Annotated in this window: 15 protein-coding genes and 3 pseudogenes; 9 read left to right on the forward strand and 9 right to left on the reverse strand. The window is 69.9% G+C overall.

All coding sequences use genetic code 11. The features are described from left to right. Positions 1–103 precede the first annotated feature (103 nt). The 3 genes from ACFWJO_RS23365 to ACFWJO_RS23375 form a co-directional block, all read right to left on the reverse strand. Positions 104–760, reverse strand: coding sequence for an ISL3 family transposase (locus tag ACFWJO_RS23365; protein ID WP_386867961.1), 657 nt, complete (start codon positions 758–760; stop codon positions 104–106). A 259-nt stretch (positions 761–1019) separates the two neighbouring features. Next, on the reverse strand, positions 1020–1562 hold the full coding sequence (locus tag ACFWJO_RS23370) for an SMI1/KNR4 family protein (RefSeq protein WP_386867963.1): 543 nt from the start codon (positions 1560–1562) through the stop codon (positions 1020–1022). Between the two features lie 488 nt (positions 1563–2050). Further along, complete coding sequence (locus tag ACFWJO_RS23375; protein ID WP_386867965.1) at positions 2051–2644, reverse strand: TetR family transcriptional regulator; 594 nt, start codon at positions 2642–2644, stop codon at positions 2051–2053. A gap of 73 nt (positions 2645–2717) precedes the next feature. Between ACFWJO_RS23375 and ACFWJO_RS23380 the strand changes: the two genes are divergently transcribed. From ACFWJO_RS23380 to ACFWJO_RS23395, 4 genes and pseudogenes are all read left to right on the forward strand, one after another. Beyond that, positions 2718–3602 carry an SDR family NAD(P)-dependent oxidoreductase gene (locus ACFWJO_RS23380; RefSeq protein ID WP_386867967.1) on the forward strand — a complete coding sequence of 295 codons (885 nt, stop codon included), beginning with the start codon at positions 2718–2720 and terminating at the stop codon, positions 3600–3602. Then, positions 3599–3865 (forward strand): annotated as a pseudogene (locus ACFWJO_RS23385) (helix-turn-helix domain-containing protein); the annotation flags it as partial. The gene ACFWJO_RS23380 and the pseudogene ACFWJO_RS23385, both read left to right, overlap by 4 nt. A 721-nt stretch (positions 3866–4586) precedes the next feature. Next, positions 4587–4832 carry a hypothetical protein gene (locus ACFWJO_RS23390; protein ID WP_386867969.1) on the forward strand — a complete coding sequence of 82 codons (246 nt, stop codon included), beginning with the start codon at positions 4587–4589 and terminating at the stop codon, positions 4830–4832. Next, positions 4775–5278, forward strand: coding sequence for a hypothetical protein (locus ACFWJO_RS23395; RefSeq protein WP_386868083.1), 504 nt, complete (start codon positions 4775–4777; stop codon positions 5276–5278). The genes ACFWJO_RS23390 and ACFWJO_RS23395 overlap by 58 nt, the downstream gene beginning before the upstream one ends. 257 nt (positions 5279–5535) lie before the next feature. On the opposite strand, the pseudogene ACFWJO_RS23400 reads toward ACFWJO_RS23395, so the two are convergent. The 3 genes and pseudogenes from ACFWJO_RS23400 to ACFWJO_RS23410 form a co-directional block, all read right to left on the reverse strand. Then, positions 5536–5697, reverse strand: a pseudogene (locus tag ACFWJO_RS23400) (helix-turn-helix domain-containing protein); the annotation flags it as partial. 113 nt (positions 5698–5810) lie between these two features. Then, positions 5811–6509: a response regulator gene (locus tag ACFWJO_RS23405; protein WP_386867971.1), complete on the reverse strand. Its 699-nt coding sequence runs from the start codon at positions 6507–6509 to the stop codon at positions 5811–5813. After that, entirely contained in the window at positions 6506–7870 is a 1365-nt protein-coding gene (locus ACFWJO_RS23410) for a sensor histidine kinase (RefSeq protein ID WP_386867972.1), read from the reverse strand. Before ACFWJO_RS23410 ends, ACFWJO_RS23405 begins: the two co-directional genes overlap by 4 nt. Before the next feature lie 160 nt (positions 7871–8030). Between ACFWJO_RS23410 and ACFWJO_RS23415 the strand changes: the two genes are divergently transcribed. After that, positions 8031–8738, forward strand: a complete 708-nt coding sequence (locus ACFWJO_RS23415; RefSeq protein ID WP_386867974.1) for an ABC transporter ATP-binding protein — start codon at positions 8031–8033, stop codon at positions 8736–8738. Next, positions 8735–11086 carry an ABC transporter permease gene (locus tag ACFWJO_RS23420; RefSeq protein WP_386867976.1) on the forward strand — a complete coding sequence of 784 codons (2352 nt, stop codon included), beginning with the start codon at positions 8735–8737 and terminating at the stop codon, positions 11084–11086. Before ACFWJO_RS23415 ends, ACFWJO_RS23420 begins: the two co-directional genes overlap by 4 nt. 156 nt (positions 11087–11242) lie before the next feature. Here the strand turns inward: ACFWJO_RS23420 and ACFWJO_RS23425 are convergent, their stop codons facing one another. Next, the gene (locus ACFWJO_RS23425) at positions 11243–11884 is read right to left on the reverse strand and encodes an asparagine synthase-related protein (protein ID WP_386867978.1); all 642 of its coding nucleotides are present in this window, start codon (positions 11882–11884) and stop codon (positions 11243–11245) included. Positions 11885–12010: 126 nt separating this feature from the next. On the opposite strand from ACFWJO_RS23425, the pseudogene ACFWJO_RS23430 reads away from it, so the two are divergent. After that, positions 12011–12438 (forward strand): annotated as a pseudogene (locus ACFWJO_RS23430) (ATP-binding protein); the annotation flags it as partial. Positions 12439–12850: 412 nt separating this feature from the next. Here the strand turns inward: ACFWJO_RS23430 and ACFWJO_RS23435 are convergent. Further along, complete coding sequence (locus tag ACFWJO_RS23435; RefSeq protein ID WP_386867980.1) at positions 12851–13807, reverse strand: NmrA/HSCARG family protein; 957 nt, start codon at positions 13805–13807, stop codon at positions 12851–12853. Positions 13808–13881: 74 nt separating this feature from the next. Then, positions 13882–15759 (reverse strand): molecular chaperone DnaK, encoded by a 1878-nt coding sequence (dnaK, locus tag ACFWJO_RS23440; RefSeq protein WP_386867981.1) that lies wholly within the window; start codon positions 15757–15759, stop codon positions 13882–13884. A gap of 613 nt (positions 15760–16372) precedes the next feature. On the opposite strand from dnaK, the gene ACFWJO_RS23445 reads away from it, so the two are divergent. Both ACFWJO_RS23445 and ACFWJO_RS23450 read left to right on the forward strand, forming a co-directional pair. After that, a complete protein-coding gene (locus tag ACFWJO_RS23445; RefSeq protein WP_386867983.1) occupies positions 16373–17761 on the forward strand; it encodes a LuxR C-terminal-related transcriptional regulator in 1389 nt (462 codons plus the stop codon). 146 nt (positions 17762–17907) lie between these two features. After that, positions 17908–18819 (forward strand): alpha/beta fold hydrolase, encoded by a 912-nt coding sequence (locus tag ACFWJO_RS23450; RefSeq protein ID WP_386867985.1) that lies wholly within the window; start codon positions 17908–17910, stop codon positions 18817–18819. Positions 18820–18911 lie beyond the last annotated feature (92 nt).

Genomic DNA, 18911 nt, shown 5'->3' on the forward strand with positions numbered 1-18911 from the left:
GCGCAGGCTCTGACTCGGAGGCCGTAGAGACGAGGACTTGCAGGCAGCGGCGGCGCTGGGCCACGGCCCGCTCGGCGGCTTCGCCCACGTTGTGCCACAAGTGTCACCGGTCCACTACCTGGACGGCCTGCGGGGCGCCGACGGCCGCACCCTCGGCGAAGAACGGAGCCCGGTCTCGGCAGACGACCTCGGTGCCCGGCCGCTCGGCGAGCCACGCGGCAAGGGTGGACGCCTCCCGATCGGGCAGCAGGTCGACTGGTCGTCGGGTCTCGACATCGACCAGGACGCTCCCGTAGTGCCGTCCCTTGCGGGTCGCGTACTCGTCGACACCGACCACCCGCGGGACGGGCAGATCAGGCTCGGGCAGCGCGCCGACCAGGCGCAGGACCGTGCTCCGGCTGACGCCGGCGCCGAGCCCCTGGGACATGCGGGCGCCAGCCCGGCCCGCCAGGGCCAGCCCGATGTCGGAGAGCGTCGAGCGGAGCCGTTCCGTTCGCTGGCCGTGGCGGCGCGTCAGCCCTGGCACCTGCTCGACGAATGTCCGCCGCCCACAGGAGGCGTTCGAGCAGGTGAACCGCCGCACTCTCAGCCGGAGGACCACGCTCCTTCCGCCACTCGGTACGTCGGCAGGAAACCGCAGGTAGGAGCCGTGAACGCGATCCGAGCACCTCCCGCACAACGGACATGACGCGCCAGCGGCCGTGCACCGGGCATCGACACGCACTATCGCGATGTTCACGTCCACCGACAGCACCGCCACATCCGCTCCGGACGGGACAACAGATCCTTCAGCCAAACCCCGAGGTCATCCACGGCCCCGAACCGTCATCCCAGCCACCCGAACGGAGAGGCATTTTCGGGCAACCTCGCAGACCTGCCCCACGACCTCTGCCGTCACTCAACGTGGCCAGACCACAGAACCTGAGCCAGACCTGAGTACGGACAGCGAATGTTCACCACTTTAGGAGGCACCCGAGATTCGAACAGCCCGTGACCTGCAGCGGGTCAGTACGGAGCGTTCAGTCCCACCAGTCGTTGCCAGTGTGCCAGTGCCGCACCCACTCCTCGAAGCCCCATGCCCGATCGCCAGGTGCCGGGACGGCGCCGACATCGGCGATCATCCACACCTCGCCGCGGCGGGGGCCGGTGGTCAGCAGGAGCCAGAACGACTGCCCGTCCTCGGATCCGAGAACGATGGATCCCTTGTTGAACGCGGCGTCGATCCGGGCATCTTCAGGGTCAACGCTCGCGTCGTCCTCCCAGGGCCAGGCTGCTTCCAGGGGGAACGGTTCTCCTGGCTGCCGCGGGCCAAGGTCGGGCCATCCGTCGGGCAGCCAGCCGAGCGGCTGCAGACCGCCGTCGCCGGCGGGGCCGAGGCTGGACCCGTTGCTGATCTCCGCGATGAACGTCCTGTACGGCTCGGGGAGGACCACACCGTTCTCCTGCTCCCAGTCCGCGACGGCTTCATGTCCGAGCGCCGACTCGCGCCATTCCGGTGGAAACGCAGAGCGCAGGAAGTCGAGAGTGGCTTCGGCGGGACGCTGATCACGGGTGTCTGTCACAGCAGCATGCTGGCAGAAGGGGCTGACACCCCATCGTGGCTACCTCGCTCCGGAGCTGTACTGCCACGGCCAGGAACATCGAACAGAGCCGGAAGCAGGTGCCTCCCGAAGTGATGAACATCTGCTGTCCGTTCTCATCGACAAAGCCATCGCCGCACGCGCACGTGTGCGTGCTCGCCAACGGGCCGCTGGTGGTCGGCCAGGTCGAGCGCGGCCTCAACCTGGCCGCGAGCGCCCCCAGCGACGCGCGCAACGTGCTGCTGCTCGACCTCGGACAGCGTCCGGAACGGTCCAGGCAATCCGGTGGACCATCCGGACAGCCGCAGGGCAGCCCGGATCGCGGTCCGCTTCGGCCCAGTCGGCCGCCAGCGCCGCGAGTCAGCCGCGTCCTGCCGCGCCTCTCGATTCGCCGTGCCCGGTCCTCCCAAGCGAGCCTCTCGCCCGCGTCTAGGCGTTGCGGGGCGGGACGTTGATGACGGGGAGGCGGGTCACACCTGCCGCGGGCTGGGATCAACGTGGACCTGATTGAACCCCTGGTCCAGCAGGGCGAGGCGGTCCGCATTCCCGTCTGATCGGGCCCATTGGCTTGATACCGCGTCGAGTACAGCCGTGGCGGCGTTGGTGAGCAGGTCCGCGGCGTACGGGTCGAGGTCGGTCCCCGGCCGATCTTGGAGCGCATCGCTGACCCGCCTGCGCCATTCGGTTCTGCGTTGGTGGAGTCGCCCGGCCAGTGCGGGCGTTGCCTCGATCAGGCGGATGGTTGCGAGCGCCTGCTCACTGGCGTGGATCTCTTCCTGCCAAGCCTGCAGGACCTGATGCAGGCACTCCCACGGCCCCTCGCCTGCTGGTCGCGCCGCGATGTCGGCGACGACGCTCTCTCCGGTGAGGTCGATGCCGTCGAAGACGACGTCTTCCTTGGTCGGGAAGTAACGGAAGAAGCTGCGCTTGGTCATGCCGGCTGCTCGGGCGATGTCCTCGACGGTCGTCTCGTCGAAGCCCTGGCGGGCGAACAGATCGATGGCCACCTTGGCGAGCTCCGCCCGCACTGCTCGGCGGGTGCGTTCGCGCAGTCCCTCTCTCATGCACCCAGTCTACTTTGCGTCATTCGATGACTATCATGTCACCAAGTGACAGGTCGCGAGTGGGGTGGTGTCAGTGGAAGGCAAGATCGTCCTGGTGACCGGCAGCACGGGTGGCATCGGCAAAGAGACCGCGCGACAGTTGGCCGCGCTCGGCGCGAGCGTGATCCTCGTCGGACGGGATAAGTGCCGCGCCGACGCGGCCGTGGCGGATCTTCGTCACACCAGCGGGAATGACGACATCACGGCGATCACGGCCGACATGTCCCGGCTGCGCGACGTCCGTCGCCTCGCCCAGGAGGCCGGCGGCCGGGCCGGCGGCGTGGTGGACGTGCTGATCAACAACGCCGGAGCGACCCGTTCCCACCGCGAGGTGACCGAGGACGGCATCGAGACCGCGTTCGCGGTCAACGTGGTCGCGCCGTTCTGCCTCACCCACTGGCTGATGCCGGCCCTGACCGCGTCCGGGCAGGCCCGGGTCATCAACATCACCGGCGGCATCCCCCGGGGGCAGATCGACATCAACAACCTGCAGGGCGAGAAGTCCTATGTCGGGCTGTCGTTCTACAACCAGACCAAGCTGGCGCAGATGGCGATGAGCTACCGCTTCGCCCAGGAACTTGCGGGCACACCGGTGACGCTGAACGTCGCCTACCCCGGACACGCCTATACCTCGATGAACAAGAACCTCACCGTCGGCACCTATCCGCCACTGGCCCGCCCGATCGTCCCGTTGCTGCGGCTGGCGATGCCCATCGTCTACGGCCACCGGGCGCTGCTGAGGGCCACGCGATCCAGCGTGTACCTCGCCTCCAGCCCCGAGGAGCGCAAAACGAATGGCGTCTACTTCAACAGCAGGGCCAAGCCGACCCCGTGGCCCGATGCCGTCCTGGACGACACCACCCGCAGCACCATCTGGCAGCTATGCGAGATGCAACGCGACCGTCCGACCACGGCATGACCCTGTCACCGACGAGAGTGGACGTGCTCAGGGTGCATCGCAACGCCCCGCTCAGCCCCGAGGGGCGGCGCCACCTGATTGCTCGGTGTCGGACCCGACCGATCGCTCACGTAGCAGCCGAGATGGGTATCTCGCGTACGTGCGCGTCCAAGTGGGTCAACCGATGGCGGCGATATGGCGCGGCCGGTCTTCAGGACCGCCCCTCGACACCGCACAGCAGCCCGACCGCGACGCCGCCCGAGGTGATCCAACAGGTCGAGGCATAGCGGCGTGAGCACAAGTGGTCCGCCCGACGGATCACCGACGAGCAGCCTGTCGTGGCTGCGAACACGTTTGCCGCCAGCACGAGCCGGTCTCCATACCTTCGCCGGCCACCGCTCTGGGGTCGTACTGGAGCAGCCGAACCACCCGCTGGAACAACTCCCCCAACCCATCCGGCACCAGACGCTCCACCATCGCTATCACGGCCGTCAGCCTAGTGATCAAGCCAGCTGAAACGACCTCTAAGACTGCCCGGCTCGGAGATCGTCATCGCGAAGTCCGCCACGACATCGACGGACTCTGCCCCAAGGTGCAGCAGCGGGCCCAACGAGTCGTGGGAACACCACCGATGCCCCCACCGGGCCCTCCCGCGGCGCGACGGCGAGCCCCGACCACCCGGCACGCGGCCAGCCGCCGTGCGCACCCTGCGCGACCGCACACCGCACGCTCGCGATGCAACTCCTCGGCCCACCGCTGCCACCGGGCAAGCTACGGCCGCCCAACGCGTAGCCCGCACCGACTCGTCATGAGCACACCTCGGCGAGCACTCATGACGGGGCTACCGCCCGCCCAGGAAGCCTGCAGATCTGAGGCCCGTAAATGTTCACGAGACGACGAGCGAATAGCTTCTCGGGTCGGCTGAGGATCCATTTCGTCACCACACCACCTACGACAACCTTAGGGCCGCCGTCGCCCAGGCGGCTGGGCCTCTCACGCCGCCGGGTGGAGGCCGCACGCTGGACCGCATTCCGGTCGCACTACGGGCTGGGTGCCTTCCACTGCCAGCCCGGCATCCGCGGCGCCGATGAGAAGGGCGGAGTCGAGGACCAGATCGGCTGGTTCCGACGCAACCACCTCGTCCCCGTTCCCGAAGTCGACACGCTTGCCGAGCTCAACGCCATGGTCGACCGGTGGGACCAGGAGGACGACAACCGCCCGCATCCGTTCCCGGGCCCACACGATCGCTGAGTACTTTTGCGACGGAACAGCCGCTGCTGGAGGATCCCTTCGAGACCGGCCGGCTCTCCACACCGCGGGTTGACCGCTACAGCCAGATCTGCGTCCGGATGAACCGCCACTCGGTCCCGGTCCGGCTGATCGGACGGACCGTCCGCGTCCTGCTCCACGCCTCCGAACTGGTGGTCTACGACGGACGCGCGAAGAAGTCGCCCGGTGGCGGCGGTGCAGCGAGCCGATGGCCTTGCTGGTGGCGTACTCGAGGGCGGCGAACAGGGTGGTCGTGCCGGCCCGGACGCAGTCGTGGCTGCGGCGTTCGGGTACGCCGGGCACCCTCGGCAGGGCCGGCTGGGACCGGTCCAGGGCCTGAATCTGTGACTTCTCGTCCACACAGAACACCAGGGCCTTCTCCGGCGGGTCGAGACAGAGGCCGACGACATCGCGGATCTTGTCGATGAACAACGGGTCCGTCGACGGTTTGAACGTCTGCGACCGGTGCGGGGCCAGCGCGAACGTCCACCAGATACGCGAGACGGTCGACTGCGACATGCCCGTTGCCGCGGCCATCGACCTCGTCGACCAGTGGGTCGCGTTCTTCGGGGTCTCCTCGAGGCTCTTGGCGATGACCCGCTCGACGTCGGCGTCGGTGATCTTCATCGGGACGCCGGGGCCTGGGGTCGTCGCACAAGCCGTCCAGGCCGCGTTCGGGGAACCGGCGCCGCCAGGTGCGGACCGTGTCCGGGGTGGTCCGCAGCCGGCGGGACACCTCCATGATCGAGTGACCCTCGGCGCACTCCAGTACGATCCGCGACCGCTGGGCCAGGGCCTGGGCCGTTGTCCGGCGACGTAGCCAGCTCTCCAGCACAGCCGCTGGCATCAGTGACCGACAACGGCGTAATCTTCGGGCCCGGACGACTCATGCCCACCCAACGACGAATCTCCGACTCAGGTCAGTAGGTTCCGGCTGCTGGTCCAGGTCTCGGGTTCGGTCTACGTCTGCTCGGTGGACTGCTGGGCGCCCTCGCCTGCGCCGATACTGACCAGACCTGTCTCGTAGGCGACGATGACGGCCTGGACACGGTCACGGAGTCCGAGCTTGGCGAGGATGCGGGCGACATGCGTCTTGACAGTCGCCTCGGCCAAGTGGAGTCGGGTGGCGAGTTCGGCGTTGCTCAGTCCTCGGGCCAGCAGACCGAGGACCTCCAGTTCGCGCCGGGTGAGCGAGGTGAGGTCGCGGTGGAGGGCGGCGGTGTCGCCGCCGCGCTGGGTGAACCGTTGCACGAGGCGGCGGGTGATGGCGGGCGCGAGGAGAGCGTCGCCGGTACGGACCGTGCGGACGGCCGCGGTCAGCTGCTCGGGGGTGACGTCCTTGAGGAGGAAGCCGCTGGCCCCGGCGGACAGTGCCGCGTAGACGTATCGGTCGAGGTCGAAGGTGGTCAGGATGATGACGCGAGGTTGGTCGGGTGCCCCGGTGAGGATGCGGTGGGTGGCCTCCAGGCCGTCCATCTCGGGCATCCGGACGTCCATCAGGACAACGTCGGGCCGGGTGCGGCGGACCGCTTCGACCGCTTCGGTTCCGTTGGTCGCCTCGGCGACGACGTCGATGCCGTCGGCCCTGAGGATCAATCGGAATCCGGTACGGACCAGGGTCTGGTCGTCGGCGAGGAGTACCCGCAGCGGCTCGGTCACGGTGTCTCCAAGGGGATCAGGGCCTCCACACGGTAGCCGCCTGTCAGGCGGCGGCCGGTGTTCAGGGTTCCGTCGTAGACGGCGAGGCGCTCGCGCAGGCCGATCAGGCCCCGGCCGTTTCCGGTGGTTGCGTCCGCGTTCGGGTGTCCACCGGTGTCGGTGATCTCGACCCGGAGCCGGTCCGGGCCGTATTCCACGGTCACGGCTGCGGTGGCGCCGGAGGCGTGCTTGACGGTGTTGGTCAGGGCTTCCTGGACCACGCGGTAGGCGGCGAGTTCAAGGCCGGGCGGGAGGGGCCGGGGCGGGCCGGTCACGGTCAGGTCGACGGGCAGTCCGGTGTCCCGGACCCGTCCGACCAGCTTTTCCAGCTGGCCCAGGCCGGGTTGCGGGGCCAACTCCGCCACCGTATTGGCCAGGTGCGCATCCCCGCCGGTTCGCTCGCCCTCGTCGGCCATGGTGAGCAGTCCCATGACGTGGCGAAGCTCGGTCATGGCCGCCCGCCCGCCCGCCTCGACCGCGAGCAGCGCCTCGTCGGCCTCATCGGGGGAGGATTTCATGATCTTGCGGGCCGCGCCCGCCTGGATGATCATCACGCTGACGCTGTGCGTGACGACGTCGTGCAGTTCGCGGGCGATCCTGGCCCGCTCATGCTCGACGGCCCGGCGCAGCGCCTCGGCCTGTTCCCGTTCCAGGGTGGAGAGCCGGGTGCGGCCCTCGTCGGTCCGGAGTTTCCAGGTACGCAGCCCGAGGGCGGCCACGGCCATCGGGACCAGGATCAGCAGGACGACGTACTGGTTCGGGATGATCGGTGTCACCGGGTTCCCCGAGGTGCCGACCAGGACGACCGACACCGGGAGCGCCGCCAGGGTCGCCACCCGGTACGGGCTGTACACGGCGGCGCTGTAGACGGCGATGACGAACGCGTAGAAAGTCAGCCGCAGGACGCTCTGCGGCGTGGCCAGTGTCGCGGCCGTCACGACGCACAGCACGGCGAGCGGGTAGCGGCGGCGCAACGCCAGGGCTCCCGAGGCGATGACCGCGAGGGCCACCATGAAGGCCAGGCCGCCGGGGCCGGACGGGCGCGGCATGACGTGCTCCACGCCGGGTGCGATCTCACGCACCACGACGACGCCGACGTTGTCGATGCCGTAGTGGACGGTGGCGATGCCGAGTGCCAGTGCCACCAGCGCGTCGAGCTGCCAGGCGCGCCGGGTGGGCCGCAGCGGTGGACCGCTCGGAAGCCCTGCGTCGCGGACCGTCTGGCGGGTGGCTTCCCGCAGCCTCTCCAGCGTCGTACGTACGTCCGTCACCGGTTCATTCTCGCCGCCGATCGGACCCGCGGAGTCCTTCCCCGTGGTCATTTCCGCCACACCGGATACATCACCCGCCTACATCGCAGGGATGACGTTTCTGGGGCTCAGTTCAGCGCGGTACCGCAATGGGTTCGAGCGGGCGACGCGTCGGGGCCGGGCCTGCTCCTAGCGTTCACTCAGCCAACTGTCCGTACACGAGGAGCCCTTCATGACCGTGCCGTTGATCGAACTGCGCGAGGTGAGCCGCCGATACGACAACGGCCCGCCCGCTCTGCACGAGGCGTCGCTGACCGTGCAGCCCGGCGAGGCCGTCGCGATCCTCGGCCCTTCCGGCAGTGGCAAGTCCACGCTGCTCAATCTGATCGCGGGCCTGGACCGGCCCGACACGGGGATCGTCACCGTGGACGGGGTGCGGGTTGATCAGCTGGGCGAGGCCGGATCGGCGCTGTACCGGCGGTCGAAGATCGGCATGGTCTTCCAGTTCTTCAACCTGCTCGACGATCTGACCGTCACCGACAATGTCGTCCTGCCCGCGCGCCTCGCGGGTATGGCACGTGGCGAGGCCGACCGCCGGACGGCGGAACTCCTGGAACTGCTGGGCATCGACCGGCATGCCCGCGCATACCCGGGGAGGCTGTCCGGCGGCGAGCGGCAGCGCGTCGCGGTGGCCCGGGCGTTGATGAACCGGCCGGCGCTGCTTCTGGCCGACGAGCCGACCGGAGCCCTGGACACGGCCGCCGGACAGGACGTCAGCAGGCTGCTCGCCAGCCTCAATGCCGAGGGTCAGACCATCGTCGTGGTCACCCACGACCTGGCGCTGGCACGGTCCTGCACGAACCGTACGGTCCGGATCTCCGACGGCCGGATCATCGAAGACGTCCGGTCGAGGGCCGGCGCGTCGGAGGCCGTCCGATGAGCGCGCTCGGCAAGGTGGTGCGCTCGGGGGTGGGACGACGCCGGGTGCAGACGCTGGTGATCGGGCTCGCCACGATGATGGCGGTGGCCGCCTCCGTCCTCGGCGGATCGCTGCTCGTGGTTTCCGGCGCGCCCTTCGACGACGCCTTCGCCAGGCAGCACGGCGCGCATCTGTCCGTGCAGTTCGACGCCGGCAAGGTGAGCGCCGGGCAGCTGTCGAAGTCCAAGGACGCCGAAGGGGTGAGCGGTGCGGCAGGGCCGTTCCGTACGGCGACGGTCACCCCGCGCCCGGAGGGGGTGGGCGGCCCCGCGTGGCCGATGACCGTGGTCGGACGGGGCGATCCCGGCCGGGACGTGGACGAGGTGGCACTGCTCGACGGGCGGTGGCCCACGCACTCCGGCGAGATCGTGCTGTCCGCCGACTCCTCGCTCTTCCCGACCATGGGCATGAAGATCGCCTTCTCCGATCTGCCCGCCGGTCCGACACTGACGGTGGTCGGTGTGGCCCGCTCGGTCACACAGACCGCTGACGCCTGGGTGGTTCCGTCCCAGATGCCGGCGCTCACCGCGCCTGGCAGCGGCGGCTACCAGATGCTCTACCGTTTCACCGACGCAGGCAACGCAGCGCAGATCACCGCCGGTGGCAAGGCCGTGACGCAATCCCTGCCGCCGGGAGCGGCCGTCGGTGAACAGTCCTGGCTCACTGTCAAGAAGACCGCAGAGCGCGACACCGCTGTCTACGTCCCGTTCCTTATCGCGTTCGGCGCCCTGGGCCTGGTCATGTCGGTGCTCATTGTCGGCAACGTCGTCGCGTCGGCCGTCGGCTCGGGAACGCGCCGCATCGGCATCCTCAAGGCCGTCGGTTTCACCCCGGCCCAGGTCGTGCGCGCCTACGTGGGCCAAGCGTTGATCCCGGCCACCGTCGGCACGGCTCTCGGTGTCCTCGCCGGCCACCTGCTCGCCGTCCCCGTACTGGCCGAGACCGAGGAGGTCTACGGCACCTCCTCCTTGGCCATCGCCCCCTGGGTCGACCTGGCGGTGATCGCCGGGGTGCTCGGCCTGGTGGCGGCGACCGCGTGGGCGAGTGCCTGGCGGGCCGGGCGGTTGCGTACGGTCGACGCGCTCGCCGTCGGGCGCTCCGCTTCGGCGGGGCACGGCCGCTGGGCGGCCCGCCTGGCCGGAGAGCTGCCGTTGCCGCAGCCGGTCGCCCTGGGCCTGGCCCGGCCCTTCGCGCGGCCCGCCCGCGCGCTGGCCATGGGCACGGCGGTCCTGTTCGGTGCCGTCGCCGTCACGTTCACCGTGGGGATGGGCGCCTCGCTCGACCAGGTGATGAAAGCCAGGGCACACGACGCCGCCGATGTCACCGTGCCCGCGCCCTTGCCGGACTTCGGCACCCAGGGCGCCGGCCACGAGAAGCAGCCCAGGACCGATCCCGCCGCGGTCGCCGCAGCCATCAAGGCCGCGGCCGGAACAGGGAAGTACTACAGCACCGCGACCGTACGGGCGACCGTAGCCGGCCTGACCGGCACCATCGACGTGAACGCCTTCACCGGCGACGCCTCCTGGGGCGGCTACACGATGGTCTCGGGCCGCTGGATCCAGAGGCCCGGCGAGGCCGTGGTCCCCACTCCCTTCCTGGCCGCCACCGGTGCCCGCATCGGCGACGCCATCACCCTGAACGGCCTGGCCGAGCCGGTCACGGTCCGGATCGTCGGTGAGGTCCTCGACCCCCGCAACGACGGCATGCAGGTCTTCGCCGACGCCTCGACCCTCACGGCCGCACATCCCGACCTGACGGAGACGAGCCATCACATCGCGGTCGTGCCAGGCACCGACGTGACTGGCTACGTCGACGCGCTGAACAAGGACCTGGCACCGCTGGAGGTCACCGCCCGGGCCGGCGGGCTCGACGCCGGCAGCGACATGGTCGTCACGCTCAACGCGCTGTCCGCGATCCTCACGTTGATGCTCGTCGCCGTCGCCGCGCTCGGCGTGCTCAACGGCGTGCTGCTCGACACCCGCGAGCGCGTGCGGGAGCTCGGTGTCCACAAGCCGCTGGGTATGACCCCCCGGCAGACCATCGCGATGGTCCTCACCTCGGTCGTCGTGACCGGCCTGGTCGCGGGCGGTCTGGGCGTGCCGCTCGGCGTAGCCCTGCACGGCTGGGTCATTCCCGCGATGGGCGAGAGCGTGGGGCTCCGCCTCCCAGGTTCCGTCATCACCGTCTACCACGCGGCCGAACTGCTTCCGCTCGCACTCGGCGGCCTGCTCATCGCCACCCTGGGGGCGCTCCTGCCCGCCGGCTGGGCAGCCAGGGCCCGAACCGCCACGGCCCTGCGCACCGAATAGAAGGTCAGGTCCAGAGCTCATGCCCTCGACCCCCACCTCAGGGAGCGGTGAGGGTCGAGGCTATCCGCCTTCATCAAGGCGGTGAGCGTGTACGACCAGCAGAGACGGGTGGAGAGGGCAAGCCGTAGGCGCATCCTCTCCGCCCACCCATCGGTGTCAACTGCACGAGCCGAAGGGGGTGGTGCTGATCGGGGGCGGGCAGTGGGCGGACGTTGTGATGGACCGCCGCTTGCTTGCGCAGACGTTCGATCTCGTCGTGTTGGGCGGCCAGCCGGGAGATCGCCAGGCTCTTGAGAGGCGGACCCAGCAGGAGCTGGAGGCGTCGAGCACGATGTCCCCGCCGTGCCCGGTCAGGTGGAGCGGTAGTCCTCGTACGGGGTTCAGGTGGACGGTGTCCATGGCGTACTTCGCCGCCTCCAGCATCGGCTCCGTCCCGGTCGGCTGTCCCGCGAGGAAGCCGAAGGGCAGCTGCTCGTCGCTGCCGGTGGCGACCGTGTGCCGGGCGACGGTGTGTGTGGCGACGCGGGCGGCGAAGGCCATGTCCTCGCCGCTGGTGTAGCCGTCGGTGTACGTGACCGCGTGGACGGTCCCGGCCTCGGCGGCAAGCACGACGGCTGCCGAGGAGTCCAGCCCGCCGGACAGGTACGCCCCTACCCTCCCGCCGGCGGCGCGGACGCGGTGCTGGACGGCGTCAGTGAGGACGCGGCCGAACCGCTCGGCGCCGACGCTTAGCTCGTCCACGGGTTCGATGCCCGTGATGTCGAGGAGCTGCGGCGGCGCCCCGGGCGCGAGCAGCAACCCGAGCCCGCCGGGTACCTGGCGGATCTGCTCGTACGGGCTGCGGTGCGGCTAGTGATGTTCCCCCGCCTACACGCTGCGCGACGAGGCGACAGCGTGGGCCAGCGAGCCGGGCCCCTCTATCCGGTCACCCTGCTGCGCGCCTCAGGCGGCAAGGAAACCGAACTCACCCCCCCCAGCCCACCCTCGCCGACCTCCGGCAGCTCATCGCCAACAGCGGCATCGAGACCGCCCTGACCGGAGAGCTTCCTCCCGGCATCAGCACCACCGCCCAGCGCACCGTCTACCGCACGGTCCAGGAAGCCCTCACCAACGTGCGCAAGCACGCACCCGGAGCCCGCGCCGACGTACGCCGCTGGCACGACGCACACCACTTCGGCGTCACCGTCACCAACACCGCCCCCACCCGCCCGACCGTCGCCCTGCCCAGCGCCCGCCACGGCCTCATCGGCCTGAAGGAACGCGCCGAACTACTCGACGGCACCCTCACCACCCGACCCACTCCCGACGGCGGATACAAGATCGAACTACGGGCCCCCGCCCGGCCTGACTGACCACAAACCAGCCGATGCTGCCGGATGCCTGGGCCATGAACCAGTCCGCCCCCCGCGCGCGGTGAGCAGTCCGCTCCCGGGATCCGCCCACGGCTCCCGTGCCCGCTGCTGGGCGTGGTCATCGAGTTCCCAGCCGTCGAGGCGGATGCGTCCCGCGTCGTCGAGGACCAGCGGGTTGCGGCCCTCCAGTTGGTCCCACAGGTCGACGGCCAGCTGGGCGAGGCTGCGGAACGCGTCGCCGGCGAAGCCGAAGGGGCGAGGCTCCCCTCTGAGCGAGGCCCACGCGGCCTCGCACGCCTGAGGATCTCCTCTGCGCCGCTCGATCACCGCGGGTCCGAGGCACGAGGGCCTCCGGCTCGGGATGCCCGCGCTGACGAGGGTGAGCGCGATGGCGGACTGCGACGGTCGGGTGTCATGCCCAGGTGGTGAGCAGTCTGCCGTGGTGGGCGGCGAGCCAGGTGGCGAAGTCCTGGAGGGCGGGGTTGAGGTCGCGTACCGCGGTGAGGTCGCGGGCGGCGGTGAAGCGGTGCTCGCAGTCCGCGTAGTACTGGAACATGTTGCCCGTTTCGTCAGCGCCGGGTGTGCCCTGCGCGCGCCATTCGTCGGGTGTGAGGGGCCGGTAGCGTACGGGTACGCCGAGGGACGTGGTGAGCGCCGCGGCCATGTCGGCGACCTTGAGGTGTTCTCCGGCGATGCTGATGGTGGCGGCGATGAGGTCGGCTCCGCGCCGGAGGATGGCGAGGGCGGTCTTGCCGATGTCGTCGACCGCGATCCCGGAGAGCCGGCTCTCGCCCATGGGGTAGGCGAGCTGGAGGGTACCGTCGGGGCCGCGCTGTGGGGCGAAGGTGCCGAGGAGGTTCTCCCAGTTGAACGTGGTGCGCAGGAACGTGGTGGGCACTGCCTCGTCCAGGAAATAGTGGTCGGCTTCGGCCTTGGCGTCGAAGTGCGGCACCTTGTAGTGGTCCTGGAGCGTGGGCATGCGGTCGTCGTCGAGCGGGACGCAGTCCCGGGTGTCCTCCAGGGTGGACCAGATTGCGTGCAGGACCCCCGCGTGCGAGGCGGCCCGGGCGACCGCCTGGGCCTGGGTCTTCTCCCGTTCGGCGGAAAGGTGCTCCCAGAAGTTCGTGACGACGAAGGCTCCGTACGCGTGCTCGAAGGCGGGCGCGAGACTGGGCGGATCATCCATGTCGGCCCGGACGATGTCGTCGACGCCGAGGCGCTTCAGTTCCCGGGCGGGTTCCCCGTCGCGGTGGCGGGTGACGGCGCGTACCGTGAATTCCTCCTCGCGGTCGGCGAGGACGGCCCGGACGAGTCCGCCGCCCTGCCTGCCGGTCGCTCCGATCACCGTGATGATCTTCTTCTGGGTCATGGCTCGATCGCCTCGCACTCGGACACGCGCTTCGGCTCGGCTGTCGTCCCGCTAGCCGTTCGCCTCGCTTCCTCTCACCGTTTGCCCTGCTTGCCCTCGTCCTCCCGTTTGTCCTCGTCGACGATCTCCGCGTCGACGATGTCCTCGCTGCCCGCTCCGCCTTCCGCTCCGGTGTCGGCTGTGGGGCTCGCGCCCCCTTGAGTCTCCTGCTGCGCGTACATCGCGGTGCCGATCCGCTGGGCGACCGTGGCCAGCCGGTCGACGGCGGCGCGGATCTCCGCGGTGTCCTCGCTCTTGAGTTTCTCCTTCAGCTCGGCGACCGCGGTCTCGACCTCGGTCCTGATGTCACCGGGGACCTTGTCCTTGTTGTCCTTGAGCAGCTTCTCGGTCTGGTAGACGAGCTGCTCGCCCTGGTTGCGGGTCTCGGCGGCCTCGCGGCGGCGCCGGTCCTCCTCCGCGTGAGCGTCGGCGTCGCGCATCATCCGCTCGATGTCGTCCTTCGGCAGCGAGGAGCCGCCGGTGACGGTCATCTTCTGCTCCTTGCCCGTGCCCAGGTCCTTCGCGGTCACGTGCATGATGCCGTTGGCGTCGATGTCGAAGGCGACCTCGATCTGCGGGACGCCGCGCGGGGCCGGCGGGAGGCCGGTCAGCTCGAACATGCCGAGCTTCTTGTTGTACGCCGCGATCTCGCGCTCGCCCTGGTAGACCTGCACGGTGACCGAGGGCTGGTTGTCCTCGGCGGTGGTGAAGACCTCCGAGCGCCGGGTGGGGATCGTGGTGTTGCGCTCGATCAGCCTGGTCATGATGCCGCCCTTGGTCTCGATGCCGAGGGACAGCGGGGTCACGTCGAGCAGGAGGACGTCCTTGACCTCGCCCTTGAGGACACCGGCCTGCAGGGCCGCGCCGACGGCGACGACCTCGTCGGGGTTCACGCCCTTGTGCGGGTCCTTGCCCGTCAGCTCCCGGACCAGCTCGGTCACCGCCGGCATCCGCGTCGATCCGCCCACCAGGATCACGTGGTCGACGTCGGACACCTTGATCCTGGCGTCCCGCACCGCCTGATGGAACGGTTCCTTGCAGCGTTCCAGGAGATCGGCGGTCAGCTGCTGGAACTGGGCGCGGGTGAGCTTCTCCTCCAGGTGCAGCGGGCCCTCGGCGGACGCGGTGATGTACGGCAGGTTGATCGTGGTCTCGGTCGCGGACGACAGCTCGATCTTCGCCTTCTCCGCGGCCTCGCGCAGCCGTTGCACCGCCATCTTGTCCTTGGACAGGTCCACGCCGTAGCCGTTCTTGAACTGCGTCACCAGGTGGTCCACGACCCGCTGGTCCCAGTCGTCACCACCGAGGTGCGTGTCGCCGTTGGTGGCCTTGACCTCGACCACGCCCTCACCGATCTCCAGGAGGGACACGTCGAAGGTGCCGCCACCGAGGTCGAAGACGAGGACCGTCTGGTCGTTCTCCTTGTCCAGGCCGTACGCGAGGGCGGCGGCGGTCGGCTCGTTCACGATGCGCAGGACGTTGAGGCCCGCGATCTCACCGGCCTCCTTCGTGGCCGTGCGCTGTGCGTCGTTGAAGTACGCGGGAACGGTGACCACCGCGTCCGTGACGTCCTCGCCCAGGTACGACGCGGAGTCGCGCTTCAGCTTCTGCAGCACCCGCGCCGAGATCTCCTGCGCCGTGTAACGCTTGCCGTCGACGTCGCCGCTCGCGGGGAATCGCCAGTCCGCCTCTCCCATGTGCCGCTTGACCGACCGCACGGTGCGGTCCACGTTCGTGACCGCCTGCCGCTTGGCCAGCTCACCGACCAGGACATCCCCGCCTTTGGCGAAGGCGACCACGGACGGTGTCGTCCGGGCACCCTCTGCGTTCGCGACAACCGTCGGCTCGCCGCCCTCCAGGACGGACACAACCGAATTCGTCGTTCCCAGATCGATACCGACCGACCGAGCCATGCCAGCCTCCCGAAACCCACTGAGGCGCGCCTTATACCCGTAATGCCCTGCGCCTTCCCCGCACGGCCAGGGGCATACCCCCTGGTGCTTCGTTTGCGAACCTCACAGCAGCTATTCGCCTGCGTGAGGGATTCATCCGTGGAAATGGGTGGGAGGTCTCATATATCTCTGCCGGTTCACCGTAGCGGTGCTCTGCAACGGCGCGGCCACTAACGCGCGATGAGCCGCGCGACGTCAACCGGCTCTTACCTGACGCCGCCCGCCCCGCCGAACAGCGAGCTGTCAGCGCGCATGGCTCAAGATCACCGCATACGCTGCCCAGGGGGGCTCGTCGCCCACGGGAGCATTCCTGGCCACCGTTGATCCACGTGCGCAGGGCCGCGAGGCGTACGAGCGGCTGGCCTGGCGGGACGCGTACGAGAGCCTGTCGACCGCCGATCGACAGGACCCCCTGGAGGCCGATGATCTCGACCGGATGGCGCGGGCGGCTTGTCTCATCGGCGCCGCCGATGCGGCGACCGGGACCTGGGAACGGGCCCATCACGCGTTCCTGGACCGAGGCGACCCGGCGGCGGCCGTACGGTGCGCTTTCTGGATCGGACTCACGCTTCTCATGCGTGGCGAACACGCCCGCGGTGGCGGGTGGCTCGCACGAGCGGAGCGCATCCTCGAGGACGCTGCGCCGGACTGCGCCGAGCAGGGGTACCTGCGTGTTCCCCTGGCATTGCGGACGCTGAGCGGCGGCGATGCCGAAGGGGCCTGCCGCTCGTTCGTCGAGATCACCGAGATCGCCGACCGGTTCGACGACGCCGATCTGCGGGCGTTCGGGAGGCTCGGCCAAGGTCAGGCCTTGATTGCCCAGGGCCGGACGGCACAGGGCGTGGCGATGCTGGACGAGACGATGGTGGCCGTGACCACGGGCGAGGTGTCGCCCGTCGTCGCCGGAATCGTCTACTGCGCCGTGATCCTCGCCTGCCGCGGGATCTTCGACCTCGGTCGCGTACGGGAGTGGACGGCCGCGCTGAGCCGCTGGTGCGCCACGCAGCAGGACCTCAAGCCGTACCGGGGCCAGTGTCTGGTGCACCGTTCGGAGATCATGCAGCTGAACGGCGAGTGGGCCGACGCACTGGAGGAGGCGCGGCAGGCGTGCGAGCACTTGTCCGAGCCGCCGGGTGACCCGGTGACGGGCATGGCGCTGTATCAGCGCGCGGAGCTGTTCCGGCTGCGCGGCGAGTTCTCCCGGGCCGAGAGCTGTTACCGCGAGGCCGTCGCCTGGGGGCACCCGGCGCAGCCGGGCCTGGCCCTGCTCCGGCTGGCACAGGGCCGCCTGGACGACGCCGCCACGGCGATCCGCAGGTCGTTCGGGGAGACCGGGGTGACGGAGGAGCGGCCCAGGCTGCTGGCCGGCTGTGTGGAGATCGAGCTCGCCACCGGGGCCGTCGAGGACGCTCAGCTGGCGGTGGACGAGCTCGGCAAGATCGCTGCCGGATTCGACTCGCCGTACTTGCGGGCGGTGGTCGCGTACGCACGCGGGTCGGTGCTCCTGGCCGCCGGTGAACCGGAGGCCGCGTGCGCGGCCCTGCGCCGTGCGTGGGTCGCCTGGCACGAGGTCGGTGCCCCTTACGAGACAGGGCGCGCACGGCTGCAGCTTGCGCGGGCGTGCCGTCGGCTGGGCGATCACGACACGGCCGAGATGGAGCTGGAAGCCGCCTGCAAGGTCTTCGAGCGGCTCGGGGCGATGCCGGCGCTGGAGGAGGCGCGGCAGCTCATGGACCGGGCGGGCGCGGCCTCGTTCGCGAATCCCGGAGGCCTGACCCCTCGCGAGGTCGAGGTGCTCCGCCTGGTCGCGACCGGCGCGTCGAACCGGGAAATCGCGGACAGCCTCGTCATCAGCGACAAGACGGTCGCCCGGCACATGAGCAACATGTTCACCAAGCTGGGCGTCTCCTCACGGGCCGCCGCGACCGCGTACGCCTACGAGCACGACCTCGTACCGAGGTGAGGCCGCTGCACAGAAATACCCACGCGGCGCGTGTCGGCCGAGTTGGTTGATGCGGCGGACGCGGACACCGCCACCGGAGGCGGACTCTTTCCTTGCAGGCCTCGCGGGTCCCGCGGGTCTGGCAGGCACAGTGGAAGGAGGCCGTGATGAGCACTCGGACCCATACGCCGCAAGGGGAGACGTCCGCCGGTCGGCAGGCGCGCGACCGGCTCCTCGCCGCGATGCCGCTGACCGAGCGGCGGCTTGAGCTGGGGACGGTGTCCACCTCCGTCCTGGAAGGCGGTGACGGCCCACCGCTGGTGCTGCTGCACGGGCAGGGCGAGTTCGCCGCCGTCTGGATCAACGTGGTCCCCGACCTGGTCCGGACCCACCGGGTGATCGCTCCCGACCTGCCCGGCCACGGCGCCTCGGAGGTGCGCGACGGTCGGCTCGACGCCGACACGGTCCTCGCCTGGCTCGCCGAGCTGATCGAGGAGACCTGCCAGGGGAGGCCGCCCGTACTGGTCGGCCACCTGCTGGGAGGCGCGGTCGCCGCCCGCTACGCGGTGCGGCACGGCGACCGCCTCGCCCACCTGGTCCTGGTCGACACGATGGGTCTGGGCTGGTTCCGGCCGGCACCCAGCTTCGCGGTGCCCATGATGGGCTTCGTCGCCCGCCCGACTCCGAAGAGCCAGGACCGTCTTTTCGACCGGTGCTTCCTCGACATGGACCGGGTGGGCGAGCAGGCCGGAGAGCAGTGGGAGCCACTGCTCGACTACGCCCTGGACCGGGCCCGCACACCGAGCGTGCAAGCGGCGATGCGCGGCATCATCCCGCGTGTCGGCGTGCCACCGATCCCGTCCGGCGATCTCACCGGCATCACGGTCCCCACAGATCTGATCCACGGTCGGTACGACCTCCAGGTACGGCTGCGGACGGCGGAGGCGGCGAGCGCCCGGTACGGCTGGCCGCTGCACGTCATCGAGGACTGCCGGGACGACCCCGCCGCGGAGCAGACGGAGGCCTTCCTCGACGCGCTGCGCGCGGCGATGGGGATGTCCGGAGAGGAGGAGAGATGAGGACAAGAACGTTCGACATCACCGCACTCGACGGCGGGTACGTCGGCCTGACCTCCGCTCGGCTCGAACAACTCGGCTCCCGGCTATCGACG

The organism is Streptomyces sp. NPDC127092 (assembly GCF_042722475.1).
Lineage (GTDB): Bacteria > Actinomycetota > Actinomycetes > Streptomycetales > Streptomycetaceae > Streptomyces.